The following is a 23,817-nucleotide window of genomic DNA, read 5'->3' as shown; positions in this document are numbered from 1 at the left end:
GGGGGCGGGCGCCGGGCCGCTATGGGGTGGATCCCTGATTCGACCCTGATCTCGGCTTCGGCCCGTCGGCGTCGTCGGACGCGGATGGTTGTATGGCTTCATGACCTTCGCCGCCGCCCGGCCCGCGCCGCCCGACGCGCCGCCGCGGCCTCCCCTGCGGCGCCCGCGCGAGTGCGCCGTGTCGGGCGTCTCGGCGGGTCTCGCGGCGCACCTCGGCGTCTCGGTGTGGCTCGTGCGCACGCTCTTCGTGCTGCTGGTGCCCCTGTGGGGCGCCGGCCTGCTCATGTACGCCTGGCTGTGGGCGTTCATGCCGTGGGCGCCGGCCGAGGGTGGCGACGAGATCGCGGATGCCTCGCCCTCGCGTCGCGCGCCGGTGGCGTGGATCCTCACCGGGGCGTCGGTCGTCGCCCTCGTGGCATCCTTCTCGATCACCGCCGTCTACGGCAGCCCGCTCGTCATCATCACCGAGGTGCCCGCGGCATGGATCGCCGCGGTCGCGGCGACGACGGCGTTCGCGGCGGGGGCGGGCCTGTGGGCGACGATGATCGACCGCGCCGACCCCGCGCGCGGACCGCGGCAGGAGCTCGCCGTGCGGATCACGGCGACCGTCGTGCTCGTGGTGCTGATCATCACGGTGGTCTCGACGATGCGGCAGACAGGGCCGATGGGGTTCGGGGTTGCGCTCATCCCGATCGCGGGGCTCGCGCTCGTCTACGCCTCGACCCTGATGCGTACGTGGCGCGAGCTGTCGCAGGAGCGCATGCGCCGCATCCGCGAGGAGCAGCGCAGCGAGATGGCCGCGCACCTGCACGACTCAGTGCTGCAGACTCTTGCGCTGATTCAGAGCAGGGCGGGCGCCTCGAGCGAGGTCGCGCGCCTGGCCCGTGCGCAGGAGCGCGAGCTGCGCGCGTGGCTGTACGACGGGGATGCCCCGGCCGACAGCGACCTGCCCACCGACCTGCGCGACTACGCCGCGGCCCTCGAACTCGACTACCCCGTGCACATCGACGTGGTCTCGGCGGGGCTCTCGGCGGAGCGCGCGAGCGGCGAGGTCGCTGCGGCCGCGCGCGAGGCGATGCTCAACGCGGCCCGCCATGCGGGCGGCGAGGTGTCGGTGTACATCGAGGGCCGCGCGACGGGCGTCGACGTGTACGTGCGCGACCGCGGGCCGGGGTTCGCGATCGACGCGGTGCCCGGCGACCGGCTCGGCGTGCGCGAGTCGATCCTCGGCCGCATGCGCCGCGCGGGCGGCACCGCGAGCGTGCGCGGGGGCGTCGGCGGCGTCGGCACCGAGGTGCACCTGCATCTGGAGGGCGCGCCGGGGGAGCCGCGCCGTGGGTGACCTGCTGCGGGTCGTGGTCGTCGACGACCACTCGATCTTCCGCTCGGGGCTGCGCGCCGAACTCGACGACTCGATCGACGTGGTCGGCGAGGCGGCCGACGTCGCGGGGGCGATCGCGGTGATCGCGGATGCCGCGCCCGACGTCGTGCTGCTCGACGTGCACCTGCCCGGCGTCGAGACCTCCGGCGCTCCGGCGGCCTCGGGAGGCGAGGCAGTCATCCGCGAGGCGTCCGCTCTGTCTCCGCGCACGCGCTTTCTCGCGCTGAGCGTGTCCGACGCGGCCGAGGACGTCGTGCGGGTGATCCGCGCGGGTGCCCGCGGCTACATCACGAAGGGGTCCTCCGGCACCGACGTGGCGCATGCGGTGCACGCGGTCGCGGGCGGCGACGCGGTCTTCTCGCCGAGGCTCGCGGGGTTCGTGCTCGACGCCTTCGGTGCGGCGGCGGGGGAGACCGCCGTCGCGAGCGACGAGCTCGACCGCCTCTCAGCCCGCGAGCAGGAGGTCATGCGCCTCATCGCGCGCGGCTACTCCTACAAAGAGGTCGCGGCCGAACTGTTCATCTCGGCGAAGACCGTCGAGACGCACGTGTCGGCGGTGCTGCGCAAGCTGCAGCTGTCGTCACGCCACGAACTCACGGCGTGGGCGTCGGCGCGGCGCCTGCTCTGAACCGGCCGGCACGGGCGAACCGAGTCAGCGGACGACGAGTTCGCCGCCGCGCACCGGCACCGTCCAGCGGTTGCCCGCCGGTGGGAAGACGCACACGTAGTGGTCCGAGAACGCGCACGGCGGAAGGTAGGCGCGGTTGAGGTCGACGGTGGTCGTGCCGTCCGCGGCGGGGGCCGCGATGCGCAGAAACCGGAACCGGTAGCTCTCGCTGCCGCTCGTGGCATCCGAGAACGCGGCGAACAACGACCCGTCGTCGAGCACGTCGAGGGTCAGCCCCAGGTCGGCGCCGCCCAGGGCGAACGACACGACGCCGTCGTAGGTCGTATCGGCGCGGTGGCCGTCGACCGACTCGGCGGCCTCGTGCGTCGGGGTGCGGCTGAAGACGGCGGGCGCCACCAGGGCGGGGTCATACGCGGCGCGCACGATGTGCGAGATGCCGCGGCGGGCGGCAGCCTGCGGATCGAAGACCCGCAGCGCGAGCGCGCCGTCGCGTGCGAACCCGCGCAGCTCGAGATCGCCGATCGCGAGCGCGTCGCCCGGTGCCAGCGCCACCGTGCCGGGGAGCCCCTCGCCCGAGCCGATCGCGGCGAGGCCGTCGGTGTGCCACAGTCCGGGGGCTGCGGCGGCGGGTCGCGGTGTGGCGTCGAGCCAGTCCGTCGCGGCGAGCGAGGCGAGCCCGCGCGGAGCCCAGACCGCTCGATCGCGGGCCTTCTGCCACACGGCGTAATCATCGATCATCCGACTACCCTATCTATGCGCGCATGTGTATAGCATGACCCTATGTATGAGGGTGACAACGCAGAGACCGAGGCGGTCACCCGCGCCCTCGACCTGCACTCGCTGCGCATCCTCGTCGCGATCGACCAGCACGGCTCGATCAGCGCCGCCGCGCGTGCCCTCGGCATCGCCCAGCCCACCGTCACCCAGCACGTGCAGCGGCTCGAAGCCCGCCTCGACGCCGCCCTCGTCGCGCGAACCCCCCGCTCTGCCCGGCTCACGCCCGTCGGAGCGATCCTCGCCGCGCACGCCCCGCGCATCGACGCGAGTCTCACCGCCGCCGCGACCGAACTCGCGCGCGCCCTGGGCCGCCGCGGCGGCACCGTGCGGCTCGCGGCAGCGCCCGACACCATCGATCACGTCGTCGCCGCCGCTCTCGGGCAGCTCGCCGACGAGCTGCCCGACATCGTGGCGAGCCTGATCGAGGCCGTCGACGACGCCGACGCGCTCGCGATGGTGCACGACGGCCGCGCCGACATCGCCGTCACGACCGACGTCACCGGCGCTGCCCGCCACCCCGCGCTGCAGCGGTCGGGCCTGCGCGGCGTGTTCCTCTTCGCCGAAGAGATCATCGCCGTGACCGCGGTCCCCGTCTCAGGCGCCCGCATCGACCCGGCCGAGCTCGCCGACACCCCGTGGATCCGCGGCGACGGCACCATGGGCGACGTCGTCGCCGCCGCGATCGGGCGGGCCGAGGCATCGGCCGATCTCGTCGTCAGCCGCCCCCACGCCGCCGTCGCTCTCGCACTCCACGGCCGCGGCACCGCGTTCGTGGCCGAGGGCGACCTCGCCGGCCGGGTGCTTCCGTCCGGCGTCCGGGCCGTCGCCCTGCGGCCGGCGCTGCGCCGCCGCACCTCGGCTTCGACGCTCGTCGAAGCCGCGCGCATCCCCGCCGTCGCCACGGCGCTGCGCATCCTCGCATCCCACCGTCCCCCTGCAGAGACCGACGCCCTCGTCGACGCCCGCCGTCGAAGCGCCGGTCACCGAGCGCGGTTCCAGGCCGCACCCACCCCGAAGGAGAGCGCCACCATGCCCTTGCCGTCCACCTCTCGTCTGCTCAAGGCGGGGGCCGTCGCCGTCGCCGGCGCGCTCGCGCTCGCGGCGTGCTCGAGCCCCGCGCCGAACGAGTCCACCGGCGCCGACACCGGCGCAGACATCGACCACATCACCGTGGCACTGCCCGGCTCGCTCTCGTCGCTGTACGTCGGCCAGGAGGCCGGCATCCTGAACTACTACATCGCCTCGATCGTGCAGGAGGGCCTGGTGTCGATTGACGCGCAGGGCCGCATCCAGCCGGGGCTCGCGGAGTCGTGGGAGCAGACCGACGACATCACCTACGTGTACGAACTGCGTGACGACGCCAAGTTCCAGGACGGCACGGACGTGACCGCCGACGACGTCGTGTTCAGCCTCGAACAGGCGCGCGACGAGACGGCGTCGCCGGGTCTGGCGTACTACCTGAGCAATGTCGACACGATCGAGAAGACCGGCGACAGCGAGGTCACGATCACCCTGACCGCGCCCGACGCCGCATTCGCCGCCAACATGAGCACCGGCGGCGCCGCGTTCATCACGTCGCAGGCGTTCTGGGAGGCCAACGACGGCGCGGTCGGCACCGCCGACTCGCTGCTGCTGGGCTCGGGTCCGTACCAGGTGACCGAGTTCGCCCCCGACTCGCACGTCACGTTCGAGCGCGTCGACACGTGGTGGGGCGAGCTTCCGAAGGTGAAGGAGATCACCGTCGAGTTCGTTCCCGACGAGTCGACCCGCCTCATCGCCGCGCAGTCCGGCGAGCTCGACGTCGCCTTCAACGTGCCCCTCGCGCAGTCCCAGCAGTGGGAGAACCTCGACTCGATGCGCGTGGAATACGTCAACGACCTGTCGTACGTGGGCCTCTACTTCAACACGAGCGTCGCGCCGTTCGACGACCCCAAGGTGCGTGAGGCGTTCGCCCACGCCGTGGATCGCGACGCCTACGTCGACAAGCTGCTGCGCGGCCACGGCGAGGCGGCCACCGCGATCATGACCCCCGAGTCGCTCGGCAAGGCGTACGACGCCGACGAGGCGCGCGAGAAGCTCGCCGGCATCCCGCAGTGGGACTTCGACCTGGATGCCGCCAAGAAGGCGCTCGCCGCGTCGTCGGTGCCCGACGGCTTCGAGACCGAGATCCTCACTCCCAACACCGGGCCGCAGCTGGGCACCGCGGCACAGGCCCTCGCGCAGAACCTCGCCGAGATCGGCATCACGCTGAACGTGCGCGAAGTGCCGATCGAGGAATGGCTCGCGAGCCTCGACGCGTCCGGCGACCACGGCGTGAACTACATGTGGTACTTCTCGACGCTCGGCGACCCCGGTGAGGTTCCCGGGTACGTGCTCGGTCCGGGCAACCCCTCCGCGTGGGAGGACCCCGAGGTGCTCGACCTGCTCGCGCAGTCGTCCGTCGAGTCCGACCCGGCCTCCCGCATCGACCTGCTGCTGCAGGCCGAGACGATCCAGGCCGAACAGGCGATCAACGTGCCGCTGTGGTGGGGCCAGTCCGCGACCGCGTTCGCGAACGACCTCGGCATGCGCGACTACAGCTCGTTCGCCTTCATCTCGTCGTGGCCGACTCAGCTGTACCGGGCAGGCAAGTGACCCAGACGGTCCCCTTCCGAGCGCGCGCAGCGCGGCATTCGTCCCTGGGGCGGATGCTCGCGCTGCGCGTGCTCGGCATGCTCGCGGTGCTCTTGGTGCTCTCGGTGCTGATCTTCGCGCTCGTGCACCTGGCGCCGGGCGACATCGTGAAGAACCTGCTCGGCAACCGCCCGGCCTCGCCCGAGGCGGTGCAGGCGATCCGCGACCAGTACCACCTCGACGATCCCGTGTGGCTGCAGTACCTGTCGTGGCTGGGCGGCGTCCTCACTGGCGACCTCGGCCGGTCGATCCGGCTGCAGACCTCGGTCGCCGACGCGATCGGCAGCAGGCTGTGGCTGACTCTGATCCTGTGCGGGCTGGCCTTCGCGGTCGCGCTCGTCACCGCCATCCCGTTCGGCGTCCGCAGCGCGGCCAAGGCGGGCGGCGCTGTCGACCGCGCCGCGAACGGCTTCGCGATCATCGGGATGTCGGCGCCGACGTTCGCCATCGGGCTGCTGCTGCTGTGGGTGTTCGCGTACTACCTGCGCGTCTTCCCGGTCTACGGCGCGGGCAAGGGCGGACTCGACACGCTCTGGCACCTCGTGCTTCCGGCCGTCACCCTCGCGCTGGGCCTCGGCGCGATCGTCCTGAAGCTCACCCGCACCGCGATGCTGCGCGAGCTCGAGGCGGACTACGTCACCTCGGCCCGTGCCCGCGGCATCGGCGAGCGCGCGGTGCGGCGCATCGCCCTGCGCAACGCCGCGATTCCGATCGTGACGGGCGCGAGCCTCGTGCTCACCTTCCTCGTCGGCGGCACCGTGCTCGCCGAGACCACGTTTGCCCTCCCGGGCCTGGGCACGCTGCTGCAGGACTCGGTGCTGTTCAAGGACATCGCCGTCGTGCAGTCGCTCACGCTGCTGATCGCCGTCGTGATCGCGGTGATCGCCCTCCTCGCCGACCTCGCCTACCTCATGCTGGATCCGCGCCTGCGCCGGACGGGGCTGCCGTCATGACCGCCGCCTCCGACCTTCTCTCCGCGCCCGTCGGCCCCTCTGGCCGTCGCACACCGCTCACGGCGGTGCTCGCCCTCGCGTTCCTCGCGGTGGTGGCGGTGGCCGTCGTCGCCGGGCCCCTGGTCGTGCCCGACGCCATGCGCCAGGACATTCTCTCCGGATTGCTGCCGGCCGGCTCGCCGGGGCATCCGCTCGGCACCGACGAACTGGGGCGCGACATCCTCGCGATGACGGTGGCAGGCGCGGCATCGGCCCTCGTCGGCCCCGTGTGCGTCGCGATCGGCTCGATGGTGCTCGGTGTCGTGCTCGGCACGCTGGCCGGCTACCAGCGCGGCTGGCTCGACGTGGTCATCAGCCGCTGGACCGACCTGCTGCTGGCACTGCCGGTCCTGCTCGCGGCGATCGTGGTGTCGGGCGTCTTCGGCGGCGGCTACTGGGTGATCGTGGTGCTTCTGATTCTGCTGTTCTCGCCCTCTGACATCCGCATCGTCCGCGCCGGCGTGCTGGAGCAGTCCGCGCGCCCGTACATCGAGGCCGCGCGCATGCTGTCGCTGTCGCGCTGGAGGGTGATGTTCCGCCACATCCTCCCGAACGTGTCGACCCTGGTCATCACGAACATGATGCTCAACGTCGCGTTCGCCATCGTCGCGTTCTCGTCGCTGTCGTTCCTGGGGGTCGGCGTCGCGGCCGGCACCGCCGACTGGGGCCGACAGCTCACCGACAACCGCGCGATCATGTTCGACAACCCGGCCGCGGTCGTCGTTCCGGCGCTGCTGATCATCCTGGTCGCGTCGTCGGTGAACTACCTCGGCGACTGGGCCGGCCAGCGCCTGTCGCGAACGGGGGACGCCGCATGACCGGCGTGCGCATCGAAGGCCTCTCGGTCACCGGACCCGACCGGGTCATGGTCGCGCCCTTCGACGCCGAGATCGCGGCGGGGCGCACGCTCGCCCTCATCGGCGAGTCCGGCTCGGGCAAGACGCTGTCGGCGAAGGCGCTCGTGGGCCTGCTGCCCCGCGGGTTCCGGGGTGCAGGCTCGGCGCGGGTCGGCGAGACCGCGTTCGCGCTGGACGGGACCGATGCCGCGTGGCGGCGCCTGCGCGGCGGCACGGTCGCGCTGCTGCTGCAGGACCCGTTCACCAGCCTCTCGCCGGTGCACCGCTGCGGCGCGCAGATCGTCTGGACGATCGAAGCCGCACGGGGTCGGCGCCTGTCGCGGGCCGAGCGCGACGCTGAGATCGCCGCGCGGCTGGCCGAGGTCAAGCTCCCAGCCGAGGTCGCCCGCGCCTATCCGCACCAGCTGTCCGGAGGCATGCGCCAGCGCGTCGCGATCGCCGCCGCGCTGGCGGCCGACCCGCGGCTGCTCATCGCCGACGAGCCCACGACCGCGCTGGACGCGTCGAACCAGGCCGAGATCCTCGACCTGCTGCGGTCGATCCAGCGCGAGCGGCACCTGTGCGTGCTGCTCATCTCGCACGACCTCGGCCTCGTGCGCGGACGCACCGACGAGGTGCTCGTGATGCGCCACGGCGAGGTCGTCGAGCGCGGCGCGACCGCGACGGTGCTGGCCGAGCCGCGGCATCCGTATACGAAAGCCCTGCTCGAAGCCGACCCGGTGCTGTCCGAGCGCTTAGCGCCGGCGACCGCCGCGCCCGTGGGCGAGGCCCTCGTCAGCGTGCGGGGACTCGGCAAGCGCTTCGGCGACCGCACGGTGCTCGATGACGTGTCGCTCGACATCCCCGCGGGGCGCATGGTCGGAATCGTGGGCGAGTCCGGCTCGGGCAAATCGACGCTCGCACGCTGCATCGCGGGCCTGGAGCATGAGGACGCGGGCACCATCGCCTTCGACGGCGCCGCCCTCGCCCCCGGTCGCGGGTCGCGCACGCCGCAGCAGATGCAGATCGTGTTCCAAGACCCGTACTCGACCCTGAACCCGATGATGTCGGTGGGGGCGATCCTGCGCGAGGCGCTCGGGGTCGCCGGGCGCCCGGCATCCGAGGTCGGCACCCTGCTTGAGACCGTCGGGCTCGGGCTCGAGTTCGCCGGCAAGCGACCCGCGCAGCTGTCGGGCGGGCAGCGCCAGCGCGTGGCGATCGCGCGGGCCCTGGCCCCGCAGCCGCGGCTGCTGATCTGCGACGAGTCGGTCTCGGCGCTGGACGTGTCGGTGCAGGCGCAGATCCTGGGCCTGATCGGGCGGCTGCGCGACGAACTGGGCATCGCCGTGCTGTTCATCTCGCACGACCTCGCCGTCGTGCGGCTGCTCGCCGACGAGGTCACCGTGCTGTGGCGCGGGCGCGTGGTCGAGTCGGGTCCGTGCGAGCGGGTGCTCACCGCGCCCGAGCACGAGTACACCGCGCTGCTGGTGGCGGCGGCGCATCGCGAGAACACGTCGGGCGCCGCGTCCGACCGAGAGGAATGACGGTGTCGTCTGACGAACAGATCCCGGCCCCCGCGGCCGTCCCCGACGAGCAGTTGCAGGCGGCGCTGGGCGCCGATCGCGCCGCGCTGTGGACGCTGCCGCGTGAGGGCTACCGTCCTGAGCTGTCGGTCGTCCGCGACCACGACGGCGCGCCGCGCGCGGCCGTGCTCACGAGCGGCCGCCCCGCGACGGCGGCGACGAAGATCGTCGACGTGTGGTGGCGAAGCGGCGCCGAGGCCGACGCCGAAGCGCTCGTGCGCTCCGTCGTCGAGCGTGCGCGCGAGCGCGGCGACGTCGCGGTGAAGTGGCAGGTGGCACCGGATGCCCCCGCCCCGGCGCTCATCGAGGCGCTCGGGTTCGCCGAGCTGCGGCATCCGTGGAGCGCCCTGGGCACCGAGGGGACCCGAGGCTTCGTGCGGTGGCTGACGGATGCTCCGGCCCGCGAGCCCGGCTACTACGCGCAGTCGACCCTCTTCACGTGCGGGTCGGTCGCCGCCCTCATCGCGGCGGATGCGCACGGGCACGCCGGCTTCGCCGGCGACGGCGTCCGGGACCGCGACCTCGAGGTCGGCTTCTGGCGTCGGGCCAGCAACTATCCCGCGTGCGAGCCGGTGGGACTGGCGGTCGCGCTGCAGGAGCATCTGCCCTCGCTCGGGGTCGAGGTCGCGCTCGACCACGACGGGCCGGTGCTCATCGAGGGCTTCACGGGCTTCGACCGCGACTTCCGCGCCGAGCTGCAGGCCGAGTCCGCACAGCGCGCCGAGGCGCTCGGGATCCCGCTCCGTCGCGACCGCGCGGCCGTCGACGAGATCATCCGTCGCGTGGGCGCGGGCGAGTGCGCGCTGCTGCTCATCGACGAAGAGCCCATGCACGGCGAGACCGGGCCGCACTGGGTCACCGCGCACGGCGTGGCAGGCGCCGCGCTCGTGGTGGATGACCCGTGGATCAACGTCGAGGCGGGCGAGACGTGGGTCGACACCCACGCGATGCCCGTCCTCCCCGGCGACGTCGATCGGCTCGTGCGCTGGAGCGACGCGGGCTACCGGGGCGTGGTGTTCACCGCGGGGCGGTGACTCGCCCGCGGTCTTCGTGAGGAGAACCAGCGGGCGAAGGGAGTTCTCGGATGAATTCCTCCTCGGTTCGCTCGTTCTCCTCGGAATCCGCGCCGGGGCTCCGGTCGGAGGCTCGCGTGTCGGCGGCCGCGCCTAGACTTGGGGGGCCATGACCGACGCCAGCACCCCTCTCATCGTCGGCGGTGACCGCGGGCCGCGCCAGGGCGCCGGCCGCCCCGACGAAGACCTCCTCGAAGGCCTCAACCCGCAGCAGCGCGAGGCGGTCGTCTACCGCGGCCCGGCGCTGCTCATCGTCGCGGGGGCGGGGTCCGGCAAGACGAGCGTCCTCACGCGCCGCATCGCGAGCCTGCTGCGAGGCAAAGAGGCGTGGCCGAGCCAGATCCTCGCGATCACCTTCACCAACAAGGCCGCCGGAGAGATGCGCGAGCGCGTCGAGCACCTCGTCGGCGACAGCGCGCGGGGCATGTGGATCTCGACGTTCCACTCGGCGTGCGTGCGCATCCTGCGCCGCGAGGCGCAGCAGTTCGGCTTCACGTCGTCGTTCACGATCTATGACTCGGGCGACTCTCGCGCGCTCATCAAACGGCTGGTGAAAGAACACGAGGCGGATGCCTTCGGCCTCACGCCCGCCGCCGTGCAGAGCCGCATCTCGAAGCTCAAGAACGAGCTCGCCGACGCCGAGTCCTTCGCGCGCCAGGCGAACCTGAGCGATCCCGCCGAGCGGGTGTTCTCCGAAGTCTTCGCCGCCTACCAGCGCGAGCTGCAGCGCGCGAACGCGTTCGACTTCGACGACCTCATCGCCCAGACGGTGTACCTCTTCCGCGCGTTCCCGCACGTGGCCGACGTGTACCGCAGGCGGTTCCGGCACATCCTGGTCGACGAGTACCAGGACACCAACCACGCCCAGTACGCGCTCATCCACGAACTGACCAGGCCGGTGGGCTCCGATGCCGCGCCCATCGCGGCCTCCGGCGGCATGATGATCTTCGATGCGCCGCCTGCCGCGTCTCGATATACGCCTGACGGCGCACTCGACGACCGGACTGCCGGATCATCGCTGACCGTCGTCGGCGACTCGGACCAGTCGATCTATGCGTTCCGCGGCGCCGACATCCGCAACATCACCGAGTTCGAGCGCGACTACCCGGGCGCGAAGGTGGTGCTGCTCGAGCAGAACTACCGTTCGACGCAGAACATCCTGTCGGCGGCGAACGCCGTCATCGGCAACAACTTCGACCGCAAGGACAAGAAGCTGTGGACCGATGTCGGCGCCGGCGAGAAGATCGAGGGCTTCACCGGGTACTCGCAGCACGACGAGGCGCAGTTCGTGGCCGACGAGATAGGCGCCCTGCACGGCGGCGGCATCGACTACAGCCAGATGGCCGTCTTCTACCGCACCAACTCGCAGTCGCGCGCGCTCGAAGAGATCTTCATCCGCTCGGCGGTGCCCTACAAGATCATGGGCGGCACGAAGTTCTACGAGCGCGCCGAGATCAAAGACGCCCTGGCCTACCTCGTGGCCGTCGCCAACCCCGCCGACGAGATGGCGCTGCGGCGCATCGTCAACCGGCCGCGCCGCGGCATCGGCGACGTCACGATCGAGACGATCGCGCGGTATGCCCGCGACGAGCAGATCACATTCCGCGATGCGCTCGCCAACGCCCCCGCGCTCGGGGTCGGCCCCAAGATCCAGGCGGCGATCACGCATCTCGACGCGGTGCTGGCCGAGGCATCCGATCTCATGCTTCCGCCCTCGGGCGAGCTCGCCCCGCCGACGGCGATCACCGAGGGGCTGCAGGTGCTGCTCAACAAGGGCGGCTACTACGACGCCCTGCGCGCCAGCCGCGACCCGCAGGACGAGGCGCGGATCGAGAACCTCGACGAGCTCGTCGCGGTCACACGCGAGTTCGCGCGCAACAACCCCGAGGGCACGATCCTCGACTTCCTCACCGAGGTGGCGCTGGTGTCGGATGCCGACGACCTCGACGACGCGTCGGGTTCGGTGTCGCTCATGACGCTGCACACCGCCAAGGGCCTCGAATACGACGCCGTGTTCCTCACCGGCGTCGAAGAAGACCTGATCCCGCACCGGATCTCGGCCGGCGAGCCGGGCGGCCCGCAAGAGGAGCGACGCCTGTTCTACGTGGGCATCACGCGCGCCCGCAAGCGCCTGTACCTGTCGCTCGCGATGACCCGCGCCCAGTTCGGCGAGGTGTCGGTAGCCATGCCGAGCCGGTTCCTGCAAGAGATCCCGGCCGAGCTGCTGCACTGGAGGCAGTCGCCGGGCGATGTGAACTCGCGCGGCGGATCCCAGTCGCGGGCGCTGAACGCGCGGCGCGGGGCGGGATCCGGGTTCGGCGGGTCTGGCTCCGGCGGTCGCTACGGCGACGACCTGGTGCCGCTGGCCAAGCGCACCCCGACCGGGTCGATCGAGAAGTTCGCCAACCGCATTCCGGCCAAGATCCGAGACAACGGCGATCTCGAACTGGCGCCGGGCGACCGCATCCGTCACGACGACTTCGGCGAGGGCCGGGTCGACCTCGTGACCGGCGAGGGCGCGAAGCGCGTCGCCCACGTGCGGTTCGACAAGGCCGGGGCCAAGAAGCTGCTGATCAAGGTCGCGCCGATCGAGAAGCTGTAGCGCGGTCGTCCGCGACGGGGGGCATCGAGTGGGATCGCCAGACACGGAGTCCGCCACCGTCGGGCAGGTGCTGTGCGTGGTCGTGCGCACAGCGGCCGCCCGCGTGACCGGCACCGAGACGGCTGCGCTCGACGATGAGCCCGACGGGGTGCACCAGCACCGCACGGCGGTGCGGCGGCTGCGCAGCGTGCTCGCGGGCTTCCGCGCGCACCTCGACGAGGCGGCGACGAACCGGCTTCGCGTCGAGTTCGCGGTGTGGGGTCAGCAGTTGGGACTCGTGCGCGACACCGAGGTGCGCGCCGATGTGGCGGCGGCCGCGATCGACGAGCTCGACCTGGTCGACCCCGACGTGTGGCGGCGCCTCGTCGACGACGAGCGCGACGAGTACGGCCGCGCGCACGCGAGACTTCGCCACTTGTGGGACGAGCCGCGCGCCCGCGCGCGCCGGGCGGCGTTGCGCGAATTCGCCGCCGATGTGCCGTTGACGGGCGAGCCCGATACGGATGCCGCCGACGTGCGTGCGGTGGTGCGTGACGAGGTGCGGCGGGTTCGGCGTGCGGCGAACCGCAGCGACGGGTCGATCGAGTCCCTTCACGCCGTGCGCAAGGCCGGACGCCGGCTGCGGTACGTGGCCGAAGCGCTTTCAGACGCGGCGCCCGAGCTGTTCGGCGAGGACTGCGCCGAGTTCGCCGAGGCCGGTGAGGCCATCCACGACGTGTTCGGAAACCACCGCGACGTGCTCGTGTTTCTGGAGCAGCTGCAGCTCACCCGGGCCCGCGCGGGCCGCGCGGGCGAGCGCGTCGAGTCGTACGATCTGCTGGTGTCCCGTGCGCAGCAGCGCGTGGGCGAGTTCGCGTCCGAGTTGGGCGATGTGCTGAAACGGGTCGGCGCCGCGATGCCCGACCAGTAGACCGCCGGATCACGACGGTTCAGAAGCCGACGACGAAAGAGAGCATGACGATGCGTGGAGTCACGATGTACGCGCCGGGCGACGTGCGGGTCGACGACCGCCCGATGCCGACGATCGAAGAGCCGACGGATGCCGTCATCAAGCTCGCCGCGACCTGCATCTGCGGGTCCGACCTGTGGCCGTACCGCGGGGCGAACCCTGTCGACCACAACCAGATGGGGCACGAGTACGTCGGCACCGTCACCGAGATCGGCTCGGCGGTGAAGAACATCAAGATCGGCGACTTCGTCGTGGGCTCGTTCTATGCGTCCGACAACACGTGCGAGATCTGCCGGGCGGGCTACCAGACCCATTGCGTGCAACGGCAGGCGCCGGGGGGTGCGCAGGCTGAATACATGCGCGTCCCGCTCGCCGACGGCACGCTGGTCGCGACGCCCGGTCAGCCCGACCCCGAGCTGATCCCGTCGCTGCTCGCGGCATCCGATGTTCTCGGCACCGGCTGGTTCGCCGCGGTGGCCGCCGAGGTCGGACCGGGCAAGACCGTCGCGGTCGTCGGCGACGGCGCCGTGGGGCTGCTCGGCATCCTCGCGGCCCGTGAACTGGGCGCCGAACGGATCATCGCGATGAGCCGACACGCCGACCGGCAGGCTCTCGCACGCCGGTTCGGGGCGACCGACCTCGTCGCCGAACGCGGCGACGAGGGTGTGGCCAGAGTCAAGGCCCTCACGGGTGGCCTCGGCGCGCACTCGACGATCGAGGCGGTCGGCACGCAGGAGGCGATGCAGCAGGCGATGCGCGCCACGCGCGCCGGGGGCCACGTGGGCTTCGTCGGCGTCTCGCACGGCGTCTCGGTCGACGGGCGGCGCCTGTTCTCCTCGGGCATCCACCTGCACGGCGGGCCCGCGCCCGTGAGGCGGTTCCTTCCCGACCTGATCCAGCTCATCTGGGACCGCAAGATCGACCCCGGGGTCGTCTTCGACCTCGTGCTGCCGCTCGAAGAGGCCGCCGAAGGCTACCGCGCGATGGACGAGCGGCGCGCTGTCAAGGTGCTGCTGACGGTGTGAGGCCGGTGCGGGGCGCGGGTGTCGTCACGGAGCGGGCGAACCTCAAGGGCGCAGGGGCACGCCCCGGCTCTACCGGTAGTTGACGTACTGCAGGTCGACGTCGAGGTCGGCGGCCTTCAGCAGCCGCTGCACCTCCTGCAGGTCGTCGCGCGACTTGGACTGAACGCGCAGCTCGTCGCCCTGGATCTGCGCCTTGACGGACTTGGGGCCCTCGTCGCGGATGATCTTCGCGATCTTCTTGGCGTTCTCGGACGAGATGCCGTCCTTGATGGTCGAGGTGAGGCGGAACTCCTTGCCGCTGGCGACGGGGTCGCCCGACTCGAGGCTCTTCAGCGAGATGCCGCGTTTGATGAGCTTGGACTGGAACACATCGAGCACCGCCTTCGCGCGCTCCTCGGAGTTCGCCTTGATGAGCACGGCTTCGCCGCTCCACTCGATCGAGGCGCCGGTGCCCTTGAAGTCGTAGCGCTGCTCGACCTCTTTGCGCGCCTGGTTGAGGGCGTTGTCGGCCTCTTGGTGATCCACTTTGCTGACGATGTCGAAGGAGGAGTCTGCCATGCGCGGCAGTCTAGCCGCCGGCTCGCGGACCGACGGCGAACGGATGCCCCGCCCCGCGGCATCCGTCATTCCAGGCGTCTCGCGAATGATCACGAGATGGTATCGGCTGCGGGTTCGGGATTGCGCGGAAGAGGGTCATCCGAGAGACTGTAAGCGCTTGCAGTGCAATGTGAGCGACCGGGTCGCCGCCGACTGGGCGGTCGCCTGTCCAATGCATTCGAGAGAGGCACACTCCGATGAAGGTGAACAAGAAGGGTGCAATCGGCCTTGCTGCGCTCGTTGCGGGCAGCATGCTCGCACTCGCGGGCTGCGCAGGCGGGGGATCGTCGACTCCGACCGAGCCCGCCGCCGGCGAGCTGACCGTGTGGGTCGACTCCGACCGCGCCAAGGCACTCAAGGATGTCTTGGCGGACTTCGAGGACGAGAAAGGCATCACGGTCAACCTCGTCATCAAGGACAACTCCAAGATCCGCGATGACTTCACCGCGGCCGTTCCCACCGGCAAGGGCCCCGACATCACGATCGGCGCCCACGACTGGCTCGGCTCGTTCGTACAGGACGGCCTCGTGCAGCCGGTCGAACTCGGTGACAAGGCATCCGAGTTCCAGGATGTCGCCATCTCGGCGTTCACGCACGACGGCAAGGTCTACGGTCTTCCCTACGCGACCGAGAACATCGCGCTCATGCGCAACGCCGACCTCGTCCCCGAGGCGCCGACCTCGTTCGACGATATGATCGCCAAGGGCACCGCCGCAGGTACGAAGTACCCCTTCGTCGTCGGTCTCGACCCGGCAAACGCCGACCCGTACCACCTGTACCCGTTCCAGACCTCCTTCGGGAACTCCGTCTTCGCGCAGAACGCCGACGGCACGTACGACGGCTCGCAGCTGACCATTGGCGACGAGTCCGGCCAGGCCTTCGCGACGTGGCTCGGCGCGCAGGGCGCGGCCGGCACGATCAACCTCAACCTGACGCAGGACCTCTCGAAAGAGGCCTTCAACGCGGGTGAGTCGCCCTTCATCCTGACCGGCCCGTGGAACGTGGCCGACGCTCAGGCCAAGGGCATCAACATCGCGATCGACCCGATCCCGTCGGCCGGTGGCCAGACCGCTGCTCCGTTCGTGGGCGTGCAGGGCTTCTACGTGAGCGCGAAGACCGAGAACGCGCTGCTGGCCAACGAGTTCCTCGTGAACTACATCGCGACCGAGCCGGTGCAGACCGCGCTGTACGAGGTGGGCAACCGCCCGCCGGCACTGACCGCCGCGTACGAGAAGGCCGCGAGCAACCCGATCACCAAGGGCTTCGGTGACATCGGCGCGTCCGGCTACCCGATGCCCAGCATCCCCGAGATGGGCTCCGTGTGGGAGTTCTGGGGTGTCGCCCAGGCGAACATCATCAAGGGCGCCGACCCCGTGTCGACGTGGACCAAGATGGCCGACGACATTCAGGCCAAGATCGGCGGCTGAGGTCGCCAATGAGGGCGGGGTGCGTCTTGACGGCGCATCCCGCCCTCGCCAGTCTCGGTATTGCACACGACGGGAGTCGAAGATGACAGGTCCCACGCTCGACGAGGTCGAGACCGCAGAGCTCAAGGACCCTCAGGCCGAGCGCCGCAGGCGCCGCGCGGAACGGTACGCCGAGGCTGCCTCCGCAGGCTGGAAGGTCTGGCTCTTCAAGATCATCGCCCTCGCGATCATCGACGCGCTCGCCGTCTACGCGCTGCTCGTCCTGTTCCAAGAGGGCAACTGGGTCGTGGGGCTCGTGCTGGCGGCGGCGACCGTCGGCGTCAACGTCGTCTACCTCGTGCCGGGACTCCTGCCCGCGAAGTACCTGACGCCGGGTCTCATCTTCCTGTTCGTCTTTCAGATCTTCGTCGTGATCTACACGGTCTACATCGCCTTCACCAACTACGGCTCCGGGCACATCTCGACCAAGGATGACGCGGTCAACGCCCTCCTGCTCCAATCGCAGACGCGCGTCCCGGACTCGCCGACCTTCCCCGTGCGGATCCTCGAGCAGAACGGCGAGTTCTTTCTGCTCACGACCGACCCCGATACCAGCGAGTACGTCGTCGGCGGCGAGGAGCGGCCCCTCGAGCCGGTCGACGGCGCGAGTGCGACCGGCGCCCCCGGCTACACCACCCTCGACTTCGCGGGAATCGTCGCCAATCAGGCCGCGATCACCGCGCTGGCTGTGCCGATCTCGGACGATCCGAACGACGGCTCGCTGCGCACCACCGACGGGTCGAGCGCGTATCTGTTCACGTCGACGCTCGAGTGGGACCCGGGCGCCGGGACCATGACCGACACGACGACCGGCACCGTGTACACCGACACCGGCGAGGGCGCCTTCACGGCCGAGGACGGCTCGCGGCTGCTGCCCGGCTGGCAGGTCGTGGTCGGATGGGACAACTTCGCTCGCGCATTCGGCAATCCCGACATCCGCGGCCCGTTCTTCGCGGTGTTCGCCTGGACCCTCGTGTTCGCGACCCTGTCGGTGGCGACGACCTTCGTGCTCGGAATCTTCCTCGCCATCGTCTTCAACGATCCACGCATGAAGAGCAAGAAGTACTACCGGGTCTTGATGATCCTGCCCTACGCGTTCCCCTCGTTCCTGTCGGCCCTCGTGTGGGCGGGCATGTTCAACCAGGACTTCGGCTGGATCAACCAGGTGCTCTTCGGAGGCGCCGAGATCCCATGGCTGCAGGATCCGTGGCTGGCGAAGTTCGCGATCCTCGTGGTGAACCTGTGGCTCGGGTTTCCCTACATGTTCCTGGTGTGCACGGGCGCGATCCAGTCGATCCCCGAAGACATCCAGGAAGCCGGCAAGGTCGACGGCGCCGGGGTGTGGGGAGTGTTCCGCTACATCAAGTTCCCGCTGCTGCTGGTCGCGGTGGCGCCGTTGCTCATCTCGTCCTTCGCGTTCAACTTCAACAACTTCAACATCATCTATCTGCTGACGCAGGGCGGCCCGCGCTTCCCCGATGCGCCGATCAACATCGGGCAGACCGACATCCTCATCTCGATGGTCTACAAGATCGCCTTCACAGGGGCGATGCGCGACTACGGCCTCGCGAGCGCGTTCTCGCTCATCATCTTCCTGCTGGTGGCGACCATCTCGTATGTCGCGTTCCGCCAGACCAAGACCCTGGAGGAGCTGAACTGACATGAGCGACCAGGCCACCAACCCCCGTCCCGGCGGCGACGATGTCGTCGACCGCTTCGCCCGCACCGAAGGCACCGCCGCGGTCGCGATCGCAGAAGACGCCGCAGGCGCCCCCGGCGACGACCGCAAGGTGAAGCTTCCTCGTCGCCCGTTCGGGCGGTACTTCCGCGAGACCGGGTGGCGTCACCTCGTCGGCATCGTGATGATCGTGTTCTCGGTCTTCCCCCTGCTGTACGTCCTGTCGGCCTCGCTCAATCCGAGCGGATCGCTGCTGACCGCGACCGGCCTCTTCCAGACGGTGAGCCTCGACAGCTACGTCGAGCTGTTCCAAGACCCCATCCGCCCCTACGGCAACTGGTTCGTCAACACGATCATCGTGGGCGTCATCACGTCGGTGTGCACCGTGATTCTGTGCGCGCTCGCCGCCTACGCGTTCTCGCGCATGCGCTTCAGCGGCCGGCGCTTCGGACTGCTGAGCCTGCTTCTGGTGCAGATGTTCCCGCAGCTGCTCGCGATCGTTGCGATCTTCCTGCTCATGTCGGCGATCTCGGACGTCTTCCCGGCCCTCGGGCTGAACAGCCTCATCGGCCTGATCATGGTCTACCTCGGCGGCGCGCTCGGCGTGAACACGTTCCTCATGTACGGGTTCTTCAACACGGTGCCCGCCTCGATCGACGAGGCGGCCAAGATCGACGGAGCCGGCCACGCGCGCATCTTCTTCACGATCATCCTGCGGCTGGTCGCCCCGATCCTCGCCGTCATCGCGCTGCTGTCGTTCATCGCCACATTCAACGACTTCATCATCGCGTCGGTGATCCTCGTCGATCCCGACAAGCAGACCCTCGCGGTCGGGCTCTATTCGTACGTCTCGTCCGAGACCTCGAAGTACTGGAGCGTCTTCTCGGCCGGTGCCGTGCTGGCGGCGATCCTGCCGATGGCCTTCTTCCTCTCGGTGCAGAAGTACATCGTGGGCGGGCTGACTGCGGGCAGCGTCAAGTAGCCAGTGCCGGCCGCAGCCCGGGGAGAGGCATCCGTCAGTGCTGTCCACAGGTCGGCGATCGCGTCGTCGTTCGAGATCGGCATCCACAACGCGACCCTCGCGATCGTCACCGCGAGCCTTCGTTCCACGCGCCAGGATTCTCGCGACGCGTCGGCGGGCATGCCTAGACTGAGCGCGTGACGGCGAGGAGGACCCATGCGCCCGTTGACTGAAGAGGATGTTCGCGCGTCGTTCGTGAACGCGGTCGCCGACGATCTGCGGCTGCTCGCGCTGCCCGCGGATTTCATGATCACCGACTGGGACCATCTGGACTTCCTGGCGTGGCGAGATCCGCGCTCGCGGGGCCGCGGCTACGTGATCACCGAGATCGACGGCCGGGCGGCCGGAGTGGTGCTGCGCGCGGCCGAAGGCGTCTCGCGCGCCCGCTCGGGCATGTGCAACCTGTGCCACACGATGCAGCCCGGCGATCAGGTCACGCTGTTCACGGCGCGCAAGGCGGGCGCGGCGGGTCAGCACGGCGACAGCGTCGGCACCTACATGTGCGCCGACCTGTCGTGCCACGAGACGGTGCGCCTGGCCGCCCCGCTCGCGCCGAACGAGGTGCGCGCGAGCGTCGACCGCCGCATCGACGGCACGCGCGAGCGCACCGAGGCGTTCGTGGAGCGCGTGCTCGAAGGGCGGGCGGCGTGACCGGACGCGTGGTGGTCATCGGCGATGCCCTCATCGACGAGATCCGCGCCGACACCGGCGTGCACGAGTTCGTCGGCGGCGCCGCGCTGAACGTCGCGGTGGGGCTGTCGCGCCTCGGCGTGCCGACCGCGCTGATCGCGATGGTCGGCGACGACGCCGCCGGCGCGCACATCCGCTCCTACCTCGAGACCTTCGGGGTGGAGCTGCTGGCCTCTCCGTCGCCGCTCGGCTCGTCGCGGGCGGTGAGCGTCCGCAGCGGCGGGGGCGAGCCGGAGTACACCTTCAACGACGCGGCGCAGCAGCGCCGGGTGCGGTTCGGCGCGCGCGAGCGCGCGGCGATCGCCGACGCCCCGTTCGTCGTCGTGAGCTGCTTCCCGTTCGACGACGTCGCGCAGACCGGCGCGCTCGCCGATGCGGTGGCGGGCGCGCGCCTGGCCATCGACCCGAACCCGCGCACGGGCATGATGCACGACCTCGACGAGTTCCGCCGCGGGTTCGAGCGGCTGGCGGCCGGGGCATCCGTCGTCAAGGTCGGCGAAGACGACGCGGCGCTGCTCTACGGCGAGCCGCTGGACGCGCTGCGCGCACGACTGATCGACGCCGGGGTCGATGTGGTGCTGGCGACGCAGGGCGCCGCCGGCGCGACGCTGGAAGCGGGCGGGACACCCACGCCTTCTCGAGACGACCCGGACGCATCGCGCGAAGACTCCAGGCGCGCGGGCACAGCGGTGACCCGGCCGGTCTCGAAGCTTTCGGGAAGCATCGTGGACACGATGGGTGCGGGCGACGCGGCGTTCGCCGCGACGGTCGCGGCGCTCGTCGAAGCCACCCCCGCCGATGCAGACGAATGGGGTGCGGTGCTGCAGAGTGCGATGGATGTCGCGGCCGCGACGTGCCGCTTCGAGGGGGCGCTTCTGCGGTTGCCGTCGGCCCTCGTCGGGCCCGACCTGGACCGGTTGGGCACGTGAGGCAGGCCCGATTTCTGGTGCCCGGCCATACGGGGTAATATTGTGGATCGCGCCTCCGGTCGACTGAGAAAGCCGGGCGGGTGCGCATTGGCGAGTTACCCAAGTGGCCAAAGGGATCTGATTGTAACTCAGCCGGCTCAGCCTTCGGGGGTTCGAATCCCTCACTCGCCACCAACTGAAAACCCGCGGAAAGCCCAGAAAGCCCCTGCCGGACTACTACCCGGCAGGGGCTTTCTCTCTCACGGGCCTCTCACAGAAGCCCCCATTTGCTCGATTCGGCGGCTACTACTCCGTCGAATCGCTCACGCGGCTCTCGCGCTCGCCCACACCTCAGCGGCCTCGGCGATGCCATCCGCGCCGCGCTCGGGGAAGTAGACCTGGAGGTAGACCGCCAGCGTGTGCCCGAGCCACGCGGCCCCCTCGGATGGCGCTACACCGAGCCGTGGGCTCACGTCACCGCCGACGTCCTGATCAGTGAGCGGCCCGCGGAGGCGGAAGACCGGGAAATCCCGGGTCACCACGAAGGCGATCTCATCATCGGCATCAACCGGTCCGCGATCGGCACCGTCGTCGAACGCACCACCGGCTTCACCACCCTCGTTCATCTGCCCCGCGAGGACGGGTGGCGGGAACAGCCGATCGTGAAGAACGGGCCGGCCCTATCCGGCTACGGGGCGCTGTCGATGAACAGGGCGCTGGCAGCAGCGATGAGCACCTTGCCGGCGGAGCTCAAGCCTGGATCGTGTCACGCTAGTGCCCCGCGGCGGGCGGGAGCGCGGCGAGGATCTCGGCGGCTTCGCCAGCGGGTGGGGTGGTCGCGGTGAGCTGGTGGCCGTCGATACTGATGGTCACGTCGCGTAGTGGCCGAAGCGCGCGGACGATGCGACGAACACTCACTCCTGTGCTCGCGTATCGCGAGAGTCGAACGTCTCACCAGCCGCCTTGACGACCTGTTCCCGGGCGGCAAGGTCCCGCACGTGGACATCGACACACCCAGCGCGACCCATTACCCGGCCACGCACTTCCCCGACAGCACGGGAGCCCCACACGTCCACACCGACACAATCGACGGGCCGTCCGCTCCGATTGACCGGGCCGACACCGGAACGCGGCACGACGCCATCGACGCGCCAGCGAACGACGGACCGGGTGGGCCACTTGCTCCGAGCGACCCGCCTGATACGCGAGCGAGTGACGGTTCTGGAGCGCGGGTAAAGCTGTCAGACGGGGAGACGTCACAGTATGCGAGTGACCCGCGGGTGATTCGCGACGGCGAGCAGGCGAAAGTCCCCGAGACGGTGGGTTCGGGTCGTGCTCCTGAGCAGCACACGCCGGCCAATAGAGCCGAGGCGTGGGAGAACGCCTGGAGGGATGAGGATGGCGTTCGGGTGGACCCGCGCACGGGCGCGCCCCTCATCGAGTTCAATCGTGTGGGTGGCGCGGGTTGGGAGATGCGATGGGTTCCGGAGTGGCAAGAGTGGGTTGCATTCAACCGTGGTGACGGGTGGGGTGCCAGCCCGCGCCCGATTCCGGCGGAGCTCGACGTCGACTATACGCGTGCAGGCGACTACACGTCCGGGGATGTGCACTATCCGGGAGATTATCCGCCCCACACGCCCGATACGACTTACGTCAACGGGAATGATGAGTCGGGCTGGGCACCCGTGAACCGCGGCGAGGACAGGCCGTGGATGGGTGCGCAGGAACAGATTTCTGGCATCCTCCGCGACGAGAATGGCCACCTTCTGGAATGGCACCAAGTAGACCGTGAGACAGGTAAAGTGGTGGAGTTCGACGGGCACACCTGGCGAGGCGACCCGCCCCTCACCGAAATCTTCCTAGAAGTCAAGGATGGTCACTCACCGCTGTACTGGGCGCCGGACAGTCCGATATCAGTGTCCCGAGCTGAGCGTATCGTTACGCAGATGCGGCAACAGCTGGAGTCGCTTCCAGACAACGCGGTGCTTGAGTGGCATGTCACCGACCCGCATGGCGCGGTAGCAATTCGCCAAATCATGCTCCGCGCGGAAATCTACGACGTTGAAGTTGTCTACACACCGACAGTTGGATGATTATTGGGAACTCTTGACACCGTGAGTGTCGTCAGCGCGTGGGCTTCTACGTCGGAGTCTGTGGAGTGGATTGCGGAGCGTACGGACGCGCTTGCTCAGCGATTGACTAGCGATTTGGGCGCGACCGGATGGGAGCTTTCGCTCCCCTCTCCGACTTCGTTGGCAGATGAGGAAGAAGACTGGTCGTCGACCCGTGTGGCATGGGAAGGAGATAGGCCCGGATTGGTTCGGCGATGCCCGGAATCAACGACGGTCGAATCCGACAGGGTTCACGAGGGCTACACGCTCAACCTGTATGCCGGGACGCCACGTGGTGAAATTGTGGTGATGCGCGTTCGTGCTGGCGGCGATTTGCTCGGACGGCGAGTGCCGCTGCATAGCGTGCAGGTCGAGGTCATGGCCGCGAGGGGAGAGACGGCGCCTGACGGCGTCACGGAATCGCTCGTCCGCGCCGTGGCTGAGGTGTTAGCTCCCCTGAAGGTAACCGAAACAAGCTCTGGAGTCGGTGTCTTTGCGCGACGTGGGGGGTGGAAGATTGGGCCGGGACGTGAACTGTGGTTGCATGAGAACGTGTTGTCTGATGGGCTACTGTCGGCGGGAATGTCGAAGGAGAGGGTCGGCCAAGGATGGTTGTACTCGGTGCCGGACGACTGGTCGGTGTCGCAAGTGGTGACTGCACATGATGAGTTTCGTGAGTTGAATCGACTCGACGTGTTGCCTCATTAGCCTCGATCTTTCATCGGGCCGTTGATCGGGGGTGTTCGGCGTCGTTGCCGGGGGTGTGGTGCTGATTCTGCTGTGAGGGTACGACAATGGCCGCGTGGCGCTGCGGTGGCGGGTCTCCG

21 protein-coding genes, 1 tRNA gene and 1 pseudogene are annotated in these 23,817 nt (G+C 69.8%); 20 read left to right on the top strand and 3 right to left on the bottom strand.

What is annotated here, in order from left to right; genetic code table 11:
* Positions 1–100: 100 nt before the first annotated feature.
* Together AB1K54_RS14415 and AB1K54_RS14410 are read left to right on the top strand one after the other, a co-directional pair.
* Entirely contained in the window at positions 101–1,342 is a 1,242-nt protein-coding gene (locus AB1K54_RS14415; RefSeq protein WP_371203456.1) for a PspC domain-containing protein, read from the top strand.
* Positions 1,335–2,009: a LuxR C-terminal-related transcriptional regulator gene (locus tag AB1K54_RS14410; RefSeq protein ID WP_371203455.1), complete on the top strand. Its 675-nt coding sequence runs from the start codon at positions 1,335–1,337 to the stop codon at positions 2,007–2,009. Before AB1K54_RS14415 ends, AB1K54_RS14410 begins: the two co-directional genes overlap by 8 nt.
* A gap of 24 nt (positions 2,010–2,033) precedes the next feature.
* Here AB1K54_RS14410 and AB1K54_RS14405 read toward each other — a convergent pair whose 3' ends face one another.
* Positions 2,034–2,747, bottom strand: coding sequence for a DUF1684 domain-containing protein (locus tag AB1K54_RS14405; RefSeq protein WP_371203454.1), 714 nt, complete (start codon positions 2,745–2,747; stop codon positions 2,034–2,036).
* 42 nt (positions 2,748–2,789) lie between these two features.
* On the opposite strand from AB1K54_RS14405, the gene AB1K54_RS14400 reads away from it, so the two are divergent.
* From AB1K54_RS14400 to AB1K54_RS14365, 8 genes are all read left to right on the top strand, one after another.
* Entirely contained in the window at positions 2,790–5,420 is a 2,631-nt protein-coding gene (locus AB1K54_RS14400) for an ABC transporter substrate-binding protein (RefSeq protein WP_371203453.1), read from the top strand.
* A 53-nt stretch (positions 5,421–5,473) separates the two neighbouring features.
* Positions 5,474–6,412, top strand: a complete 939-nt coding sequence (locus AB1K54_RS14395) for an ABC transporter permease (RefSeq protein ID WP_371203452.1) — start codon at positions 5,474–5,476, stop codon at positions 6,410–6,412.
* Positions 6,409–7,269 (top strand): ABC transporter permease, encoded by an 861-nt coding sequence (locus AB1K54_RS14390; RefSeq protein WP_371203451.1) that lies wholly within the window; start codon positions 6,409–6,411, stop codon positions 7,267–7,269. The genes AB1K54_RS14395 and AB1K54_RS14390 overlap by 4 nt, the downstream gene beginning before the upstream one ends.
* Positions 7,266–8,831, top strand: coding sequence for an ATP-binding cassette domain-containing protein (locus AB1K54_RS14385; protein WP_371203450.1), 1,566 nt, complete (start codon positions 7,266–7,268; stop codon positions 8,829–8,831). The genes AB1K54_RS14390 and AB1K54_RS14385 overlap by 4 nt, the downstream gene beginning before the upstream one ends.
* A gap of 2 nt (positions 8,832–8,833) precedes the next feature.
* The gene (locus AB1K54_RS14380; RefSeq protein ID WP_371203449.1) at positions 8,834–9,904 is read left to right on the top strand and encodes a peptidase C39 family protein; all 1,071 of its coding nucleotides are present in this window, start codon (positions 8,834–8,836) and stop codon (positions 9,902–9,904) included.
* Between the two features lie 148 nt (positions 9,905–10,052).
* Positions 10,053–12,545, top strand: a complete 2,493-nt coding sequence (locus tag AB1K54_RS14375; RefSeq protein WP_371203448.1) for an ATP-dependent helicase — start codon at positions 10,053–10,055, stop codon at positions 12,543–12,545.
* 28 nt (positions 12,546–12,573) lie between these two features.
* Positions 12,574–13,455: a CHAD domain-containing protein gene (locus AB1K54_RS14370; RefSeq protein ID WP_371203447.1), complete on the top strand. Its 882-nt coding sequence runs from the start codon at positions 12,574–12,576 to the stop codon at positions 13,453–13,455.
* A 50-nt stretch (positions 13,456–13,505) separates the two neighbouring features.
* Positions 13,506–14,519 (top strand): zinc-dependent alcohol dehydrogenase family protein, encoded by a 1,014-nt coding sequence (locus AB1K54_RS14365; RefSeq protein WP_371203496.1) that lies wholly within the window; start codon positions 13,506–13,508, stop codon positions 14,517–14,519.
* A gap of 69 nt (positions 14,520–14,588) precedes the next feature.
* On the opposite strand, the gene AB1K54_RS14360 is transcribed toward AB1K54_RS14365, so the two are convergent.
* The gene (locus AB1K54_RS14360) at positions 14,589–15,077 is read right to left on the bottom strand and encodes a YajQ family cyclic di-GMP-binding protein (protein WP_371203446.1); all 489 of its coding nucleotides are present in this window, start codon (positions 15,075–15,077) and stop codon (positions 14,589–14,591) included.
* A 236-nt stretch (positions 15,078–15,313) separates the two neighbouring features.
* Between AB1K54_RS14360 and AB1K54_RS14355 the strand changes: the two genes are divergently transcribed.
* The 7 genes from AB1K54_RS14355 (at position 15,314) to AB1K54_RS14325 (ending at position 21,074) form a co-directional block, all read left to right on the top strand.
* Positions 15,314–16,543, top strand: coding sequence for an extracellular solute-binding protein (locus tag AB1K54_RS14355; protein WP_371203445.1), 1,230 nt, complete (start codon positions 15,314–15,316; stop codon positions 16,541–16,543).
* Between the two features lie 82 nt (positions 16,544–16,625).
* On the top strand, positions 16,626–18,242 hold the full coding sequence (locus AB1K54_RS14350) for an ABC transporter permease subunit (protein ID WP_371203444.1): 1,617 nt from the start codon (positions 16,626–16,628) through the stop codon (positions 18,240–18,242).
* Position 18,243: 1 nt separating this feature from the next.
* A complete protein-coding gene (locus AB1K54_RS14345; RefSeq protein ID WP_371203443.1) occupies positions 18,244–19,242 on the top strand; it encodes a sugar ABC transporter permease in 999 nt (332 codons plus the stop codon).
* A gap of 3 nt (positions 19,243–19,245) precedes the next feature.
* A complete protein-coding gene (locus AB1K54_RS14340) occupies positions 19,246–19,422 on the top strand; it encodes a hypothetical protein (RefSeq protein ID WP_371203442.1) in 177 nt (58 codons plus the stop codon).
* Positions 19,423–19,437: 15 nt separating this feature from the next.
* Positions 19,438–19,932, top strand: coding sequence for an FBP domain-containing protein (locus AB1K54_RS14335; protein ID WP_371203441.1), 495 nt, complete (start codon positions 19,438–19,440; stop codon positions 19,930–19,932).
* Positions 19,929–20,900: a PfkB family carbohydrate kinase gene (locus tag AB1K54_RS14330; RefSeq protein ID WP_371203440.1), complete on the top strand. Its 972-nt coding sequence runs from the start codon at positions 19,929–19,931 to the stop codon at positions 20,898–20,900. The genes AB1K54_RS14335 and AB1K54_RS14330 overlap by 4 nt, the downstream gene beginning before the upstream one ends.
* A gap of 89 nt (positions 20,901–20,989) precedes the next feature.
* Positions 20,990–21,074: transfer RNA gene (locus tag AB1K54_RS14325), tRNA-Tyr, on the top strand.
* A 128-nt stretch (positions 21,075–21,202) separates the two neighbouring features.
* Here the strand turns inward: AB1K54_RS14325 and AB1K54_RS14320 are convergent.
* Positions 21,203–21,418 (bottom strand): hypothetical protein, encoded by a 216-nt coding sequence (locus AB1K54_RS14320; RefSeq protein ID WP_371203500.1) that lies wholly within the window; start codon positions 21,416–21,418, stop codon positions 21,203–21,205.
* On the opposite strand from AB1K54_RS14320, the pseudogene AB1K54_RS14315 reads away from it, so the two are divergent.
* The 3 genes and pseudogenes from AB1K54_RS14315 to AB1K54_RS14305 all read left to right on the top strand — a co-directional run.
* Positions 21,365–21,634 (top strand): annotated as a pseudogene (locus tag AB1K54_RS14315) (IS30 family transposase); the annotation flags it as partial. The gene AB1K54_RS14320 and the pseudogene AB1K54_RS14315 overlap by 54 nt on opposite strands.
* A gap of 654 nt (positions 21,635–22,288) precedes the next feature.
* A complete protein-coding gene (locus AB1K54_RS14310; protein WP_371203439.1) occupies positions 22,289–22,972 on the top strand; it encodes a hypothetical protein in 684 nt (227 codons plus the stop codon).
* Positions 22,973–23,131: 159 nt separating this feature from the next.
* Entirely contained in the window at positions 23,132–23,698 is a 567-nt protein-coding gene (locus AB1K54_RS14305) for a hypothetical protein (protein ID WP_371203438.1), read from the top strand.
* Positions 23,699–23,817 lie beyond the last annotated feature (119 nt).

The sequence above is a fragment of the Microbacterium sp. BWT-B31 genome (assembly GCF_041379855.1).
Lineage (GTDB): Bacteria > Actinomycetota > Actinomycetes > Actinomycetales > Microbacteriaceae > Microbacterium.
This window is presented reverse-complemented; position numbering and strand designations above follow the sequence as displayed.